The 16,586-nt window shown below is 68.4% G+C and carries 10 protein-coding genes; 7 read left to right on the forward strand and 3 right to left on the reverse strand.

Annotation, left to right across the window (positions count from 1 at the left end; translation table 11 throughout):
* Positions 1-7 precede the first annotated feature (7 nt).
* Genes AC6LJ2_RS10470 through AC6LJ2_RS10480 form a run of 3 tightly spaced genes read left to right on the forward strand, consistent with a single transcriptional unit; the run spans position 8 to position 5,295 of the window.
* Positions 8-3,118, forward strand: coding sequence for a MexW/MexI family multidrug efflux RND transporter permease subunit (locus tag AC6LJ2_RS10470; protein ID WP_498151327.1), 3,111 nt, complete (start codon positions 8-10; stop codon positions 3,116-3,118).
* Between the two features lie 10 nt (positions 3,119-3,128).
* Positions 3,129-4,583, forward strand: a complete 1,455-nt coding sequence (locus tag AC6LJ2_RS10475) for an efflux transporter outer membrane subunit (protein ID WP_498151328.1) — start codon at positions 3,129-3,131, stop codon at positions 4,581-4,583.
* A 52-nt stretch (positions 4,584-4,635) separates the two neighbouring features.
* Positions 4,636-5,295: a helix-turn-helix transcriptional regulator gene (locus tag AC6LJ2_RS10480; RefSeq protein WP_445658383.1), complete on the forward strand. Its 660-nt coding sequence runs from the start codon at positions 4,636-4,638 to the stop codon at positions 5,293-5,295.
* 12 nt (positions 5,296-5,307) lie between these two features.
* Here the strand turns inward: AC6LJ2_RS10480 and oprZ are convergent, their stop codons facing one another.
* Genes oprZ through AC6LJ2_RS10495 form a run of 3 tightly spaced genes read right to left on the reverse strand, consistent with a single transcriptional unit; the run spans position 5,308 to position 11,014 of the window.
* Entirely contained in the window at positions 5,308-6,699 is a 1,392-nt protein-coding gene (gene oprZ, locus AC6LJ2_RS10485) for a multidrug efflux RND transporter outer membrane subunit OprZ (RefSeq protein WP_445658384.1), read from the reverse strand.
* Positions 6,696-9,833: a multidrug efflux RND transporter permease subunit AxyY gene (gene axyY, locus AC6LJ2_RS10490; RefSeq protein ID WP_498151329.1), complete on the reverse strand. Its 3,138-nt coding sequence runs from the start codon at positions 9,831-9,833 to the stop codon at positions 6,696-6,698. The genes oprZ and axyY overlap by 4 nt, the downstream gene beginning before the upstream one ends.
* 5 nt (positions 9,834-9,838) lie before the next feature.
* Positions 9,839-11,014, reverse strand: coding sequence for a MexX/AxyX family multidrug efflux RND transporter periplasmic adaptor subunit (locus AC6LJ2_RS10495; RefSeq protein WP_498151330.1), 1,176 nt, complete (start codon positions 11,012-11,014; stop codon positions 9,839-9,841).
* Positions 11,015-11,242: 228 nt separating this feature from the next.
* Between AC6LJ2_RS10495 and axyZ the strand changes: the two genes are divergently transcribed.
* The 4 genes from axyZ (at position 11,243) to AC6LJ2_RS10515 (ending at position 16,535) form a co-directional block, all read left to right on the forward strand.
* Positions 11,243-11,881, forward strand: a complete 639-nt coding sequence (gene axyZ, locus AC6LJ2_RS10500) for a multidrug efflux transcriptional repressor AxyZ (protein ID WP_263910406.1) — start codon at positions 11,243-11,245, stop codon at positions 11,879-11,881.
* 64 nt (positions 11,882-11,945) lie between these two features.
* Positions 11,946-12,842 carry a LysR family transcriptional regulator gene (locus AC6LJ2_RS10505; RefSeq protein ID WP_263910407.1) on the forward strand — a complete coding sequence of 299 codons (897 nt, stop codon included), beginning with the start codon at positions 11,946-11,948 and terminating at the stop codon, positions 12,840-12,842.
* Positions 12,843-13,144: 302 nt separating this feature from the next.
* Positions 13,145-14,647, forward strand: coding sequence for an ABC transporter substrate-binding protein (locus AC6LJ2_RS10510; protein ID WP_498151331.1), 1,503 nt, complete (start codon positions 13,145-13,147; stop codon positions 14,645-14,647).
* An 88-nt stretch (positions 14,648-14,735) separates the two neighbouring features.
* Positions 14,736-16,535: a gamma-glutamyltransferase family protein gene (locus AC6LJ2_RS10515; protein ID WP_498151332.1), complete on the forward strand. Its 1,800-nt coding sequence runs from the start codon at positions 14,736-14,738 to the stop codon at positions 16,533-16,535.
* Positions 16,536-16,586 lie beyond the last annotated feature (51 nt).

Below are 16,586 nucleotides of genomic sequence, written 5' to 3' on the forward strand. Positions count from 1 at the left end.
GCCTGACATGACATTCACCGATCTGTTCGTCCGCCGGCCCGTGCTGGCGCTGGTGGTCAGCACGCTGCTCCTGCTGATGGGGCTGCGTGCCCTGAGCGGCCTGCCGATACGCCAGTACCCGCTGACCGAAAGCACCACCATCACCATCACTACGCAATACCCGGGCGCCTCGCCCGACCTGATGCAGGGCTTCGTCACGCAGCCCATCGCGCAGTCCGTCGCCACGGTCGAAGGCATCGACTACCTGTCGTCGTCGTCGATCCAGGGGCGCAGCGTGATCACCGTGCGCATGAAACTGAACGCCGACTCCAACAAGGCCATGACCGAGGTCATGGCCAAGGTCAACGAAGTCAAATACCGCCTGCCGCAGGATGCCTACGACCCCGTGCTGGTCAAGTCGGCCGGCGAAGCCACGGCCGTGGCCTACGTGGGCTTTTCCAGCACCACCATGGCGCTGCCAGCCCTGACCGACTACCTGTCGCGCGTGGTGCAGCCGCAGCTGTCGTCCATCGAAGGGGTCGCCAGCGTGGAACTCTACGGCGGCCAGAAGCTGGCGATGCGGATCTGGCTGGACCCCAACCGCCTGGCGGCGCGCGGCATCTCGGCCGGCGAGCTGGACGGGGCCCTGCGCCAGAACAACGTGCAGGCCGCGCCCGGCCAGGTCAAAGGCCTGTACGTGGCGTCCAACATCAAGGTCAACACCGATCTGGTCAACGTGGCGGAGTTTCGCGACATGGTCGTCAAGCGCGACGGCGACGCGATCGTGCGCCTGGGCGACGTGGCGACCGTGGAACTGGGCGCGGCCTCGACCGATTCCAGCGGCCTGATGGACGGCGAGCCGGCGGTGTACTTCGGCCTGAACGCCACGCCGGTCGGCAACCCGCTGGTGATCGTCAAGCGGCTCAATGAACTGCTGCCCAACATCAAGCGGAACCTGCCGCCGGGCACCAGCGTGCAGGTGCCGTTCGAGCTGGCGCGTTTCATCAGCGCATCGATCGACGGCGTGGTGCATACGCTGATGGAAGCCATCATTATCGTGGTGGCGGTGATCTTCCTGTGCCTGGGGTCGTTGCGTGCCGTGTTGATTCCGGTGGTGACGATTCCGCTGTCGATGCTGGGCGGCGCCGCCATCATGGCGCTGTTCGGCTTCAGCGTGAACCTGTTGACGCTGCTGGCCATGGTGCTGGCCATCGGCCTGGTGGTGGACGACGCCATCGTGGTGGTCGAGAACGTGCACCGCCACATCGAAGAAGGCAAATCCCCGGTGCGCGCCGCGCTGATCGGGGCGCGGGAAGTGGCGGGCCCCGTGATCGCGATGACCATCACGCTGGCGGCGGTGTATGCGCCCATCGGCCTGATGGGCGGGCTGACGGGGTCGCTGTTCAAGGAGTTCGCCTTTACCCTGGCGGGCGCCGTGGTGGTGTCGGGCGTGATCGCGCTGACGCTGTCGCCCGTGATGAGCTCGTTCATGCTCAACAGCCACGTGTCCGAAGGCTGGATGGCGCGCCGCGCCGAGCGCTTCTTCAACCGGCTGGGCGACGCATACGGCCGCCTGCTGGACGTGTCGCTGCACCACCGCTGGGTGACGGGCCTGGTGGCTGCGGCGGTGCTGATCAGCCTGCCGTTCCTGTACAACGCCGCCCAGCGCGAACTGGCGCCGGTCGAAGACCAGTCCACCGTGCTCACGGCCATCAAGTCGCCGCAGCAGGCCAACATCGACTACGTCGAGAAGTTCGGCAAGAAGTGGGACGACGTCATGGCCACGTTGCCCGAGCAAAAGGGCCGCTGGCTGATCAATGGCTCGGACGGCGTGGCCAACAGCATCGGCGGTGTCGACTTTGTGGACTGGCAGGACCGCAAGCGTTCGGCCGACCAGATCCAGGCCGACATGCAGGCCCGGGTGAACCAGATCGAAGGCAGCAACATCTTCGCCTTCCAGCTGCCGCCGCTGCCGGGGTCGACCGGGGGCCTGCCGGTGCAGATGGTCATCATGAGCGCGTCCGACTATCCCGTGGTGTACGAGGCCATGGAAGCCCTGAAGAAGGCGGCCCGTGAAAGCGGCCTGTTCATGGTGGTCGACAGCGACCTGGACTACAACAACCCCGTGGTGCAGCTGAAGGTGGACCGCGCCAAGGCCAACAGCCTGGGCGTCACCATGAAGGCCGTGGGCGATACGCTGGCCGTACTGGTGGGGGAAAACTACGTCAACCGCTTCGGCATGGATGGCCGCTCGTACGACGTGATTGCGCAAAGCCTGCGGCAGCAGCGCATCTCGCCGGAATCGCTGGCGCAGTACTACGTCAAGAGCGCCAGCGGCGCGCAGGTGCCGCTGTCCACCATCGTGTCGGTGTCGATGGGCGTCGAACCCAACAAGCTGACCCAGTTCAACCAGCTCAACGCGGCCACCTTCCAGGCCATTCCGATGCCGGGCGTGACCATGGGCGACGCGGTGCAGTTCCTGACGCGCCAGGCCCAGGCGCTGCCGGCCGGCTTCAGCTACGACTGGCAGTCGGATGCCCGCCAGTTCAGCCAGGAAGGCTCGGCGCTGATGATCACCTTCATCTTTGCCATCATCGTCATCTACCTCGTGCTGGCGGCGCAGTACGAAAGCCTGCGCGACCCGTTCATCATCCTGGTGAGCGTGCCGTTGTCCATCTGCGGTGCGCTGATTCCGCTGGCGCTGGGCATGGCCACCATCAATATCTATACGCAGATCGGGCTGGTGACGCTGATCGGGCTGATCAGCAAGCACGGCATCCTGATGGTGGAATTCGCCAACGAGATGCAGGTCAGCCACGGGCTGGATCGCCGCAGCGCCATGGAGCAGGCCGCCCGCATCCGCCTGCGCCCCATCCTGATGACCACCGCCGCCATGGTGGTGGGCTTGATCCCGCTGCTGTTCGCCAGCGGGGCCGGCGCCCACAGCCGCTACAGCCTGGGCCTGGTGATCGTGGTGGGCATGCTGGTGGGCACGCTGTTCACGCTGTTCGTGCTGCCCACCGTCTACACCGTGCTGGCCCGCGACCACCGCGCCGCCAGCGACACGCCGCGCGCCCGTGAATTGGCCCAGGCGCAGGCCGAAGATGCGTCGCCACCGCCGTCGCTTGTGCTGCATTGAGGAAACGACCATGAAACATCCCGAACTACCCCTGCGCTTGCGTCGCGGCGTCGTGACGCTGCTGGCCGCGCTGGCCGCCGCCGGCTGCGCCGTCGGTCCCGATTACCAGAAGCCGCAAGACGCGCCGGTGACGCTGGCCAGCCCGGAACAGGCGCTGTTTTCCAGCGATCGCGTGCAGGCGGACTGGTGGAAGCAGTTGCAGGACCCGCAACTGGACCGCCTGATCGCCCTGGCGCTGCAGCGCAACCACGACATCCGCATCGCCCAGGCCCGTCTGGCCGAATCGCGCGCCGTGCTAGACGAGAAACAACTGGACCAGCTGCCCACGGTGACGCTGGGCGGGAGTTTCGAGCGCAGCCTGTCGCAGGCCAACCCGGGCGTGACGGGGCGGCGCAACCTGGCCGAGAGCTACCGCGCCGGCTTCGATGCCACCTGGGAAATCGACCTGTTCGGCCGCCTGCGGCGAGCGGCCGAAGGTGCCGCGGCGCGCAGCGAGGCCCAGGCCGCCGATTTGGCGCAGGCGCGCATCGTGGTGGCGGCGGAGGTGGCGCGCAACTACTTCGAGCTGCGCGGCGCCGAACAGCGCCTGGCGGTGGCGCGCGCCAACCTGGACAGCCAGCGCGACAGCCTGCGCGTGATCCAGGCGATGGTGTCGGCCGGCCGCGGCGACGAAGGCGACCTGGCCAGCGCTCGCGCCGAACTGGAAACGGTCCAGGCCAGCGTGCCGGTACAGGAAACCGCCCGGCGCCTGGCGCGTTACCGCCTGGCGGTGCTGGCGGGCCTGCGGCCGGTGGAACTGGGCGAGTTGGACACGTCCACCCCGCAAGCGCCGCTGGCGGCGCGCCTGCCCATCGGCGATGTCGGCGCCTTGCTGGCCCGCCGGCCCGACGTGGCGGCCGCCGAGCGCAACCGTGCCGCCGCCAATGCCGACGTGGGCGTGGCGACTGCCGAGCTGTATCCGCGCATCGACCTGGGCGGCTTCCTGGGCTTCGTGGCGCTGCGCGGCGGCGATTTCGGTTCGGCGGCGAGCCGGGCCTTCAGCGTGACGCCGGGCGTGAACTGGCCGGCGTTCAACCTGCCCACGGCCCAGGCCCGCAAGCGCGCGGCGCAGGCGCGTTCACAAGGCGAGGCGGCGCGCTACGAACAGACGGTATTGCAGGCGGTCGAGGAACTGGAAGGGGCGCTGACGCAGTACGGCCAGACCCAGCAGCGTCTGGGCAACCTGGCCGAGGCCGCCGCGCACAGCCGCCGCGCAGCAGACCTGGCAAGACTGCGCTACCGCGAAGGCAGCACGCCGTACCTGACGGTGCTGGACGCACAGCGTACCTTGCTGCGCGCCCAGGACGCCGTGGCAGTGGCCGAGACGGCGTCCTACACCAGCCTGGTGGCGCTGTACAAGGCGCTGGGCGGAGGCTGGGAGGCACCCGCCGGGGCGGACGACGCCCAGTCGGTCCCCGCCGGCTGACCCGGGGGGCGGTTCGTGGCACCATAGGGGCTTGGCGCCTAACCGTTATTCCATGTCCGACGATCTGTCCAAACCCATTGCCTGGCAGCCGCACCAGCCTGCGGACCGCGTGCTCATGACGCTGAAGACGCGCGGTCCGCAGTCGGTTGCGGCCATCGCGCGCCAGTTGGAGGTCACGGCCGAAGCCGTGCGCCAGCAGATGACGCGGCTGCATGCCGACGGCCTGGTCGACTCGGAAAGCCGCAGCGCCGGGCGCGGGCGGCCGACCCAGATCTGGTTCCTGACCGACGCCGGCCACCGCCGCTTTCCCGACACCCACGCCGACATGACGGTGCAGATGATCAATGCCGTGCGCCAGGTGTTCGGCGAAGACGGCGTGGACAAGCTGATATCCGTGCGTGAAACCGCCATGCTGGCCAGCTACCGGCAGGCGCTGGCCGGCGCCGCCACGCTCGAAGATCAGTTGCAGCGGCTGGTGCAGCAGCGTTCTGCCGAAGGCTACATGGCCGAAATGCGCCGCGACGGCGATGATTTCCTGTTCATCGAAAACCACTGTCCCATCTGTGCGGCGGCCCAGGCCTGTATGGGCTTTTGCCGCAGCGAACTGGAACTGTTCCGCCAGGCGCTGGGCGAGGGCGTGCGCATCGAACGTGAAGAACACATCCTGCTGGGCGCACGCCGCTGCGCCTACCGCGTCAGCGCGCGCCCCTGACGGCCGGCGGCGCTACGACGCCGGATCGCGGCCGTCATCCCAGCCGCCCAGGGCCTTGTACAGATCCACCGCATTGACCAGGCGGCGCTGTTGCAGCCGGATGTATTCCTGTTCCGAATCGAACAGGCTGCGCTGGGCTTCCAGCATTTCCAGGTAGTCGGCCACGCCGCGGGCGTAACGGCGCTCGGCCAGCCGCTGGCGTTCGCGGTCGGCGTCGCGCACTTTGCGCTGGGCCTCGATCTGGTCGCGCAACGCGTCGCGGGCTGACAGGGCGTCGGCCACGTCGCGGAACGCGGCCTGCACGCTGCCTTCGTATTGCGCCACGGCAATGTGCTGGCGCGTTTCGGCCAGCGACAGGTTGGCCCGGTTGCGGCCGGCGTTGAATATCGGCAGCGTCAGGCGCGGCGCGAAGGTCCAGTTGCCGGTGCCCCCGCTGAACAGATCCGAAAAGCTGCCGGCGGTGGTGCCGATGTCGGTCGTCAGTTGCACCGACGGGAAAAAGGCCGCGCGCGCCGCGCCGATGTCGGCGTTGGCGGCCCGCAGCATATTCTCGGCCTGGCGCAGGTCGGGGCGGCGCATCAGCAGGTCCGACGGCAGGCCGGCCGCCAGCGGCGTCAGGCGCTGGCTTTCCAGCGGCGCCGGGTCGATGCCCGCCGCCAGCGAGAAATCTCCCGCCAGCAGGCCCAGCGCGTGTCGCGCCAGGCTGGCCTCGCGGGTCAGCTCGGCGCGGGTGGCGCGCGAGGTTTCCACCAGCATTTCAGCGGTGCGCAGGCCAATGGCGGTTTCCAGCCCGGCCTCGTAGCGGCGCCGAGTCAGCTTCAGCGTCGTCTCGCGCAGCGCCAGTGTGCTGTCCGTCAGTCGCAGTTGTTCGGCCAGCGACCGCTGGTTGAAGTAGGCCGTGGCGGTCTCGGCCACCAGCGCCAGCGTGGCGGCGCGATGCGCCTCGGCGCTGGCCAGGTAACGCGACAGCGCCGCGTCGGACAGGCTTTTCACGCGGCCGAAGAAATCCAGCTCGAAAGCCGTGATGCCCACGGCGGCGCGGTAGCGGTTGGCGACCGGCATGCGCGGCTGGCCGGGTTCCACGGTGCGGCCGCGGCTGAATTCGCCGCTGCCGTCGATGGCCGGCAGGCGTTCCGACTGCTGCACGCCATACAGCGCGCGCGCCTCTTCGATGCGCAGCGCCGCCACGCGCAGGTCGCGGTTGTTGGCCAGCGCGGCCTCGATCCAGGCTTGCAGCGCGGGGTCGTTGAAATAGGCGCGCCAGTCTTGCGGCGGCGCGGCCTGGCCGGCTTGCGCCGGCGTGTCGTACTGCGCCGGCACGGGCGCCGCGGGGCGCTCATGCGTCGGCGCCAGCGAGCAGCCGGACAAGGCCAGCGCCAGCAGGGTCATGGCCATGGGCTTCATGGCGTGGTCTCCAGCGATTCGCGGGCCTGGGGCCGCGCGGGGCGGGCGCGCATGCCAACCATGCGCCCCACGATAAGAAAGAACAGCGGCACCAGGAACACCGCCAGCACGGTGGCCGTGATGATCCCGCCCAGCACGCCGGTGCCGATGGCCGCCTGCGCGCCGGACGCGGCGCCGGTGGCCAGCGCCAGCGGCAGCACGCCCACGCCGAACGCCAGCGAGGTCATCACGATGGGGCGCAACCGCAGCCGCGCCGCTTCCAGCGTGGCCGACAGAATGCCCTGGCCATCGCGCACCAGGTCCTTGGCCACTTCCACGATCAGGATCGCGTTCTTGGCCGACAGGCCGATGGTGGCGATCAGGCCGACCTTGAAGTAGATGTCGTTGGGCATGCTGCGCACCGTCACGCCCAGCAGCGCGCCAATGACGCCCAGCGGCACCACCAGAATCACGGCCAGCGGGATGGACCAGCTTTCGTACAGCGCGGCCAGGGCCAGGAACACGATCAGCACCGACAGCGCGAACAGCACCGGCGCCTGGTTGCCGGACAACCGTTCTTCGTACGATTGCCCGGACCAGTCAAAGCCGATGCCGCGCGGCAGTTCGGCCGCCAGCGATTCCATCGCCCGCATGGCCTCGCCGCTGCTGTGGCCCGGCGCCGCCGACCCGTTCAGGGTGAACGACGGAAAGCCGTTGTAGCGGTTCAGTTGCGGCGGCCCCATGTCCCATTTCAGCGTGGCGAACGCCGACAGCGGCACCATCTGGCCTTGCAGGTTGCGCACGTGCAGGCGCGAAATGTCGTCGACGTCGACGCGGCGCTTGCCATCGGCCTGCACCATCACGCGCCGCACCTGGCCGTTCAGCATGAAGTCGCCGATATAGTCCGACCCATACATCACCGCCAGCGCGGTGTTGATCTCGTCGATCGGCACGCCCATGGCCTGCGCCTTGTCGCGGTCCACGCGCAGTTGCAGCTGCGGCGCCTCTTCCTGGCCGGCGAATACCACTTCGGTCAGCGCCGGATGCCTGGCGGCGGCCGCCAGCAATTTCTGGCGCGCCTCGGTCAGGGCCTGGTAGCCCAGGCCGCCGCGGTCCTGCAGCCGGAAGTCAAAACCCGACGTCGATCCCAGATCGGGCAGCGGGGGCGAGTTCAACGCGAACACCATCACGTTCTTGCGCCCGGCAAACGCCTCGTTGATGCGCTTGACCACCGCGTCGACGTGCAGCGCCGCGTCGCGGCGTTCCTTCCAGTCCTTCAGCGTCACGAAGAACATGGCCGAATTCGGGCCGCTGCCGTACTGGCTGAAGCCGTTGACCGAATACACGTACTGCACCGGCTCGTGCTCCATCATGTAGCGTTCCACGTCCTTCACCACGGCCATGGTCTCGGCCTGGGGCGAACCTTGCGGCAGGATCACCATGGCCATGAAGCTGCCTTGGTCCTCGTCCGGCAGGAATGACGACGGCAGCCGCGCGAACAGCAGCGCGGCCACGCCGATCACCAGCAGGTAGGCCAGGCCGAAGCGCACCGGCCGCGCCAGCACGCCCGACACCCGTGCCGTGTAGCGCACCGTCAGGCGCGCGAAGGCGCGGTTGAACCAGCCGAAGAAACCGCGCTTTTCGTGGTGGCCGGCGGGAATCGGCTTGAGCAGGCTGGCGCACAGCGCCGGCGTCAGCGACAGCGCCAGGAAGGCCGAAAAGGCGATCGACACGGCGAGCGTCACGGCGAACTGGCGGTAGATGTTGCCCACCGCGCCGTCAAAGAACGCCATCGGCACGAATACCGACACCAGCACCACCGTGATGCCGACGATGGCGCCGCTGATCTGGCCCATCGCCTTGACCGTGGCATCGTGCGGCGACAGGCCTTCTTCGGCCATGATGCGTTCGACGTTCTCGACCACCACGATGGCGTCGTCCACCAGGATGCCGATGGCCAGCACCATGCCGAACATGGTCAGCACGTTGATGGAATAGCCCAGCGCCAGCATCACGCCCAGCGTGCCCAGCAGCGCCACCGGTACCACCAGCGTCGGAATCAGCGTGGCGCGCAGGTTCTGCATGAACAGGTACATCACGCAGAACACCAGCGCCACGGCTTCCAGCAGCGTCATCAGCACCTTCTGGATCGAGATCTCGACGAACGTCGAGGTCTCGTAAGGAATATCCCAGGTGACGCCGGGCGGGAAGTACTGCGCCAGCTCGCGCATCGTGTCGCGGATGCGGCGGGTGGTCTCGACCGCGTTCGACCCCGGCGCCAGCTTGATGCCCAGGCCGGTGCCGGTCAGGCCGTTCACGCGCGACAGGTACATATAGTCGGTGCCGCCCAGCTCCACCCGCGCCACGTCCTTCAGGCGCAGGGTGGCGCCGCCCGGTTGCGCCCGCAGCGGGATATTGCCGAACTGTTCGGGCGTGTGCAGGGATTCGCCGGCCACGATGCTGGCGTTCAGCGGCGCGTCTTTCGGCACGGCCTGGTTGCCCAGTTCGCCGATGGTGACGCGGGCGTTGTGGCTGCGCAGCGCCGTCACGATGTCGCCCGGCGTCAGCGACAGCGCGGTCAGCTTGGCCGGGTCCGGCCAGATGCGCATCGCCGCTTCCGCGCCGAACGACTGCACCTTGCCCACGCCTTCCACGCGCCGCAACGCCTGCAACACGTTGGACGCGGCCAGTTCGCCCAGCTGCATGTCGTCCAGGCTGCCGTCGGATTTCAGCGACACCACCAGCTGGATGTTGTCGGCGGCCTTTTCCACCCGCACGCCGTCGCGGCGCACGGATTCGGGCAGGCGCGGCTCGACCGCCCTCAGACGGTTCTGCACTTCCACCGCCGCGATGTCGGGGTTGGTGCCCTGCTTGAAAGTCAGGTTGATGCTGGCCCAGCCGGTCGAATCGCTGCTGGACGAGGTGTACATCAGGCCCGGGGCGCCGTTCATCTCGCGTTCGATGATGGCGGTGACGGCCTCTTCGACCACCTTGGCCGAGGCGCCCGGGTAGCTGGCGCCGATGTTCACGACGGGCGGAGCGATGTCCGGATACTGCGCCACCGGCAGCGCGCGGATCGACAACAGGCCGACCAACGCGATCAGCAGCGAGATCACCCACGCGAATACGGGGCGATCAATAAAGAAACGCGCCATGGCGGTTACCCTTTGTTCTGGTTTCCTGCGGCCGGGGCGGGCGCCGTGGGCGCCGCTCGCTCGACCGGTTTGATCGTCTGGCCGGGGGCCAACTGCGCGACGTTCTCGACCACCACGCGTTCACCGCCCGACAGCCCCTGCGTGATGACCCAGTTCGGGCCCAGCAGGCGATGTGCCGTCACCGCAATGCTGCGCAACGCGCCGTCGTCACCCGCCACCAGCAGGTGGGCGCCATTGGCGCCCCGCAGCAGGGCGTTGCGCGGCACCAGGTAGGTATCGCGGTTGACGGCCTGCTCCAGCCGCACCCGTACGTACATGCCGGGCAGCAGTTCGCGCTCGGGGTTGTCGAACACCGCGCGCAGGGTGATGTTGTCGGTGCCGGGGTCCACCGCCAGGTCCGAGAACGACAGCGTGCCGCCGCGCCCGTATTCGGTTCCGTCGGGCAGCACCAGCCGCACCCGCACCTGGTCGGGCGCAACACCCTGCACGGCGCCCGCGCGGATCTGCTTCTGCAACTGCATGACCTCGGCCGCCGGTTGCGAGAAGTTGACGTAGATCGGGTCCAGCTGCTGCACCACCGTCAGCGGCGTGGCCTGGCCTTCGCCCACCAGCGCGCCTTCGGTCACCAGCGCCCGGCGGGCGCGCCCGTCGATCGGCGAGGTCACGCGGGCGTAGTCCAGCCGCAGCTTGGCGCTTTGCAGGTTGGCGCGGGCCAGCGCCACCTCGGCGCGGGCCTGGCGTTCCTGGGCCACGCTTTCGGCGTGGTCGCGTTCGCTGATGGCGCGGTCCGACACCAGGTCGGCGTAGCGGCGCAGCTTGTCGGCCGCGGCCGACAGATTGGCCTGGGCGCGGGCCAGCGAGGCGGCCTCGGAATCGTAGGCGGCCTGCAGCGGTGCCGGGTCGATCTGGAACAGCGGCGCGCCGCGCGCGACTTCCTGGCCTTCTTCATACAGGCGGCGGATCACGATGCCGGCCACGCGGGCGCGGACCTCGGCCTCGCGATAGGGCTCGAGGCGGCCGGGCAGCTCGCTGGCGACGGCCGTGGGGGTGGGCCTGGCCACGATGATGCCGACCTCGGCGGGCGCCTGGGCGGCGTCCGGGGCGTCCTTGGGCGAGCAGGCAGAAACAAGAACCAGTACGGATGCGAGAGCGAGCGTTCTCAGGGGGACTCGGTGCGTCATTTTCTAAAAATTATTGTGGTGCGCCCGCAAGGGGCAATAAAGGGAATTGCGCGGGTTTTCCCTGTGGGGATCGCAGTCTATCATTTAATCCGTCATGCTTGATTAATTGTTTTGTTCGAAAGTATGCTGGCGTCTGCATACATATTTACAGTGCGCAAACGGCGGCCTCGGGCCGCCATTTGTTTGTCTGCTTTCCCCCCTCAACCCACTTCACAAGGAGATCTCTGTATGGCCCGCAAGACGAAAGAAGAATCCCAACGCACCCGCGACCGCATCCTGGACGCCGCCGAACACGTGTTCCTGTCCAAGGGCGTCGCCAGCACCACCATGAGCGACATCGCGGATTACGCGGGCGTGTCCCGGGGCGCCGTCTACGGCCATTACAAGAACAAGATCGATGTCTGCATCGCCATGTGCGACCGCGCGCTGGGCGAAGCCGTCACCATGACCCGCGTGTCGACCGAGGGCGAGGCCCTGGAATCGCTCTATACCTCCATGCGCCAGTACGTGCAGATCTACGCCGAGGAAGGTTCGGTGCAGCGCGTGCTGGAAATCCTGTATCTGAAGTGCGAGCGCAGCGACGAGAACGCGCCGCTGCTGCGACGCCGCGACCTGTGGGAACGCCACGCCCTGCGCACGTCCGAAAAACTGCTGCGCGCCGCCGTCAGCCGCGACGATCTGCCGCGCGCCCTGGACGTGCGCCTGTCCAACGTCTACCTGCATTCCCTCATCGAAGGGGTGTTCGGCACCATCTGTTGGTCCGACCGCCTCAAGGGCGATATCTGGCCGCGCGTCGAGCGCATGCTCCGCGCCGCCATCGACACCCTGCGCCTGTCGCCGCAACTGCGGCTGCAGCAGGGCGCCTGACCGCCCCAGGTCACCCACCGCGCCGGGATCGCCCGGCGCCGGGCCGCGCCCCTACAATCCGGGCATGACCCTCAAGCAACTCGAAGCCTTCTATTGGGCCGCCACCTGCGCCAGTTTCGCCGTGGCGGCCGAGCGCCTGCACCTGTCGGTGTCGTCGCTGTCCAAGCGCATCACCGAGCTTGAAGACGCGCTGGGTCAACCGCTGTTCGACCGCAGCGGCCACAAGGCCGTGCTCACCGACGCCGGCCAGCGGCTGGTGCCGCAGGCACGCGAACTGCTGGCCGCCGCGGACCAGATCCGCGCCTCGCTGGCCGAAACCCCCGGCCTGCGCGGCCGCTGCCGCTTCGGCGTCGGCGAATTGACCGCGCTGACCTGGCTGCCGCGTCTGATCGGCGTCGTGCGCGCCGCCTACCCCGACCTGGTGCTGGAACCCTACGTGGACATCGGCCAGGTGCTGGAACAGCGGGTCGCCGACGGCGAACTGGACTTCGCGGTCATCGCCGGGCGCTCGTCGCGTCCCAATATCGCGTCCTCGCCCATCGGCCAGGCCGCGTTCTCCTGGGTCGCTGCGCCGACGGTGCTGGACGGCGAAACCCGCATGTCGCCGGCGCTGCTGGCGCGGCTGCCGCTGGTGACGCTGCCCGAAGGCGCCGGCACCACCCGCATCATCGACGACTGGCTGGCCGGGCGCGACATCGCCGGCCAGCGGCTCGCGTGCAACAACTGGGGGGCCATCGCGGGTCTCCTGATCGAGGGCACGGGCGTCGGGCTGCTGCCCAGCCATTGGGCCCAGGCATTGCAGGCCGAAGGCAGCCTCAAGGTGCTGCAAGGCGACCCGGAGCCGGCCGCGCTGCCCTATTCCTTCCAGCACCGGCGCGACGATACCCGTCCGCTGGTCGCCCGGCTGCGGGAATCGGTGCTGACGGCCGTGGATTTCTCGGCGCCTTGCCGCCTGCCGTGACGGTGGCGGGGCGGGGCAGCCGCTGCGGCGGCTGACGGCGCAAGGAAGGCCCGGGCGGACCCCTGCGCCAGGCGCGTGCCCCGTCAATCGTCCGCAAGGCGGTCGGCCGGCGCCCATTTAGGCCTGCGACAGGCCCCGCTCTATACAATCGCCGCGCGCCTGGCGCAGAATCCAACAAGAACGTGCGCAACGGGGGGATGGGCCCGGCGATGCAGCACGGCTCAGGGTCTGTTCCCTCATCGCCGGGCGGCGCGCCGCTGGCGGGCAGGGAAGCCGACCCCCTGAATCGACGGAGATCATTCATGCGTAAACTTTGCCTCGCCATGGCCATGGCGGGAATGCTGGCCAGCGGATTGGCGCACGCCCAGTCCACCCTGCGTATCGGCCTGCAAGACGATCCGGACGTGCTCGACCCGGTGCGCGCCCGCACCTTTGTCGGCCGCATCGTATTCGCCTCGCTATGCGACAAGCTGGTCGACATCACGCCGGACCTGAAGTTCGTGCCGCAACTGGCGCAGTCCTGGTCCACCAGTCCCGACAACAAGACGTTGACCTTCAAGCTGCGCACCGACGCCCTGTTCCATGACGGCACCCCGGTCAACGCCGCCGCGGTCAAGGCCAACCTGGATCGCGCCCGCACGCTGCCCGACAGCAACCGCAAGAGCGAACTGGCCACCGTGGCCAGCGTCGATGCGCCGGACGCCGAGACCGTGGTGCTGCACCTGGCCGAACCCGACGCCTCGCTGCTGTCGCAGCTGTCGGACCGCGCCGGCATGATGATCTCGCCGGCCTCGTTCGACAAAGACCCGGGCGGCAAGCCCGTGTGCTCGGGCCCCTACCAGTTCAAGGAACGGGTCCAGAACGACCGCATCGTGCTCGAGAAATTCCCCAAGTACTGGGACGCCGGCAACTATCACTTCGACCGCGTCGTCTTCACGCCGATTCCCGACAACACCGTGCGCCTGAACAACCTGCGCGCCGGCGACCTGGACATCATCGAGCGCGTGGCTCCCAGCGACGCCAAGGCCGTCAAGGACGATCCCAACCTGCGCCTGGCGCCGGTCACGGGCCTGGGCTTCCAGTCGATTTCCGTCAACCTGGGCAACGGCGCGCGCGCCGACAACCCGCTGGCCAAAGACAAGCGTGTGCGCCAGGCGCTGGACCTGGCCATCGACCGCGACGTGCTCAACCAGGTCATCGGCGAAGGCCAGTACCAGCCCGCCTACCAGCCGTTCCCGCCGGCCAGCTTCGCGTACAACAAGTCGTTCGAGCACAGCGGCCGCGATCCCAAGAAGGCGCAGGCGCTCTTGAAGGAAGCGGGCTTTGATCGCGTCAAGTTCGAGATCACCTTCGGCAACAACACCACCATGCAGCAGGTGTTCGAACTGGTTCAGGCCATGGGTGCCGAAGCCGGCTTCGACATCACCCTGCGTCCGGTCGAATTCGCCTCGCTGCAATCGTCGCTGGCCCGCGGCGACTTCGAAGTGGGCCAGAGCGGCTGGTCCGGCCGGGTCGATCCCAGCGGCAACATCCACCAGTACGTCAGCTGCAAGGGCAACCTGAACGACGGCAAGTTCTGCGACGCCGACACCGACAAGCTGCTCAATGACGCCCGCGCCGAACCCGACACGGCCAAGCGCCGCGCCATGTACGACAAGGTGCTGTCGGTCATGCAGGACCAGCGTCCCATCGTCTACCTGTTCTACCTGCCCTGGACCTTCGGCGCCCAGAAGAAGCTGGACGGCTTCGTGCCGTACCCCGATGGCCTGATCCGCCTGAAGGGCGTCAGCCTCGCCAAGAAATAAACCCTGATCGCGGGACCCGGCAAACGGGTCCCGTTTTTACTTATTGCTGCGGCCACCGGCTTCCCGCCGTCCGCAACAGGATCGCACCATGTTTACGACTCGCCCGGAAATCCTCGGCACCTTCGGTGTCGTGACCTCCACCCACTGGCTGGCCAGCTCGGCCGGCATGTCGCTGCTGGAACGCGGCGGCAACGCCTTCGATGCCTGTGTCGCCTCGGCCTTCGTGCTGCAAGTGGTGGAACCTCACCTGGTCGGCCCGGCCGGCGAAGTGCCCGCGGTGTTCTATTCCGCCCACACCCGCAAGCTGGAAGTGCTGTGCGGCCAGGGCACCACCCCGGCCGGCGCCACGCTGGACCGCTACCGCGCCGAAGGCCTCAAACTCATCCCCGGCAACGGCCTGCTGGCCACCGTCATTCCCGGCGCGTTCGACGCCTGGATGCAACTGCTGCGCGACCACGGCACGATGCGGGTGCGCGACGTGCTCGAACCCGCCATCTATTACGCCGAGCACGGCCATGCGCTGATGCCGCGCATCTCCAACACCATTGCCGGCCTGAAGGATTTCTTCCAGACCCACTGGCCCACCACCGCCGAGATCTACGTGCCCGGCGGCAATGTGCCCGAAGCCCGCAAGCTGTTCCGCAACCCCGCGCTGGCCCACACCTGGACCCGCGTGCTGCAGGCCGCCGAGCAGGCCGGTGGCGACCGCGAGCGCCAGATCGAAGCCGCCCGCGATGCCTTCTACCGCGGCTTCGTGGCCGAGGCCATCGACCGGTTCGCCCGCGGCAACGAGGTCATGGACGAAAGCGGCGAACGCCACCGCGGCGTCATCACCGCCGACGATCTGGCCGGCTGGTCGGCCAGCTACGACAAGCCCGCCACCTACGATTATCACGGCTACACCGTCGCCAAAGCCGGGGCCTGGAGCCAGGGGCCGGTCTTCCTGCAGACGCTGGCGCTGCTCAAAGACATGGACCTGGCCGGCGTCGGGCCCAACAGCGCCGAATTCGTGCATCGCGTCACCGAAGCCATGAAGCTGGCCTTCGCCGACCGCGAGGCCTACTACGGCGATCCGGCCTTCGTCGACGTGCCGCTGGACTCCTTGCTGTCCGACGACTACAACGCCGCGCGCCGCGCCCTGATCGGCGAGCAGGCCTCGCACGAACTGCAGCCCGGCCTGATTCCCGGCTTCGAGGCCCAGGTCGCCCGCGTCATGGACACCTTGCAGCGCCTGTCCAAAGTGTCGGCGCCCGGCAGCGTCACCAACGAACCGACCCTGGCCGACATGCGCGCCTCGGTCAAACGTGGCGACACCACCCACGTGGACGTCATCGACCGCTGGGGCAACATGATCTCGGCCACGCCGTCGGGCGGCTGGTTCCAGTCTTCGCCGGTCATCCCGGAACTGGGTTTCGGCCTGAACACCCGTGCCCAGATGTTCTGGCTGGAAGAAGGCCTGCCCGGCACGCTGGCGCCCGGCAAGCGCCCGCGCACCACGCTCACTCCGTCCCTGGCCTTGCGCGACGGCCGGCCGTACCTGGCGTTCGGCACGCCGGGCGGCGACCAGCAGGAACAATGGCAACTGCTGTTCTTCCTGCGCCACGTGCATCATGGCCTGAACCTGCAGGAAGCCATCGACCTGCCGATGTCGCACACCATGCACTTCCCGTCGTCGTTCTATCCGCGCGACCGCAAGCCGGGCCACCTGGCCGTCGAAAGCGGCTTCGGCGTCGACACCATCGAGGCCCTGCGCGCGCGCGGGCACCAGATCGAGGAGGTGCCGCAATGGTCGGTCGGCCGCCTGACCGCCGCCTCGCGCGACGCCGACGGCCTGCTGCACGCCGCGGCCACCCCGCGCCTGATGCAGGCCTACGCCGTCGGCCGCTAGGCCACGCGGCGGCCCGCGCCGTGCCCGCAGCCCTTGTCTCTATTAACAGAT

Source organism: Achromobacter sp. 1014246743 (assembly GCF_059760725.1).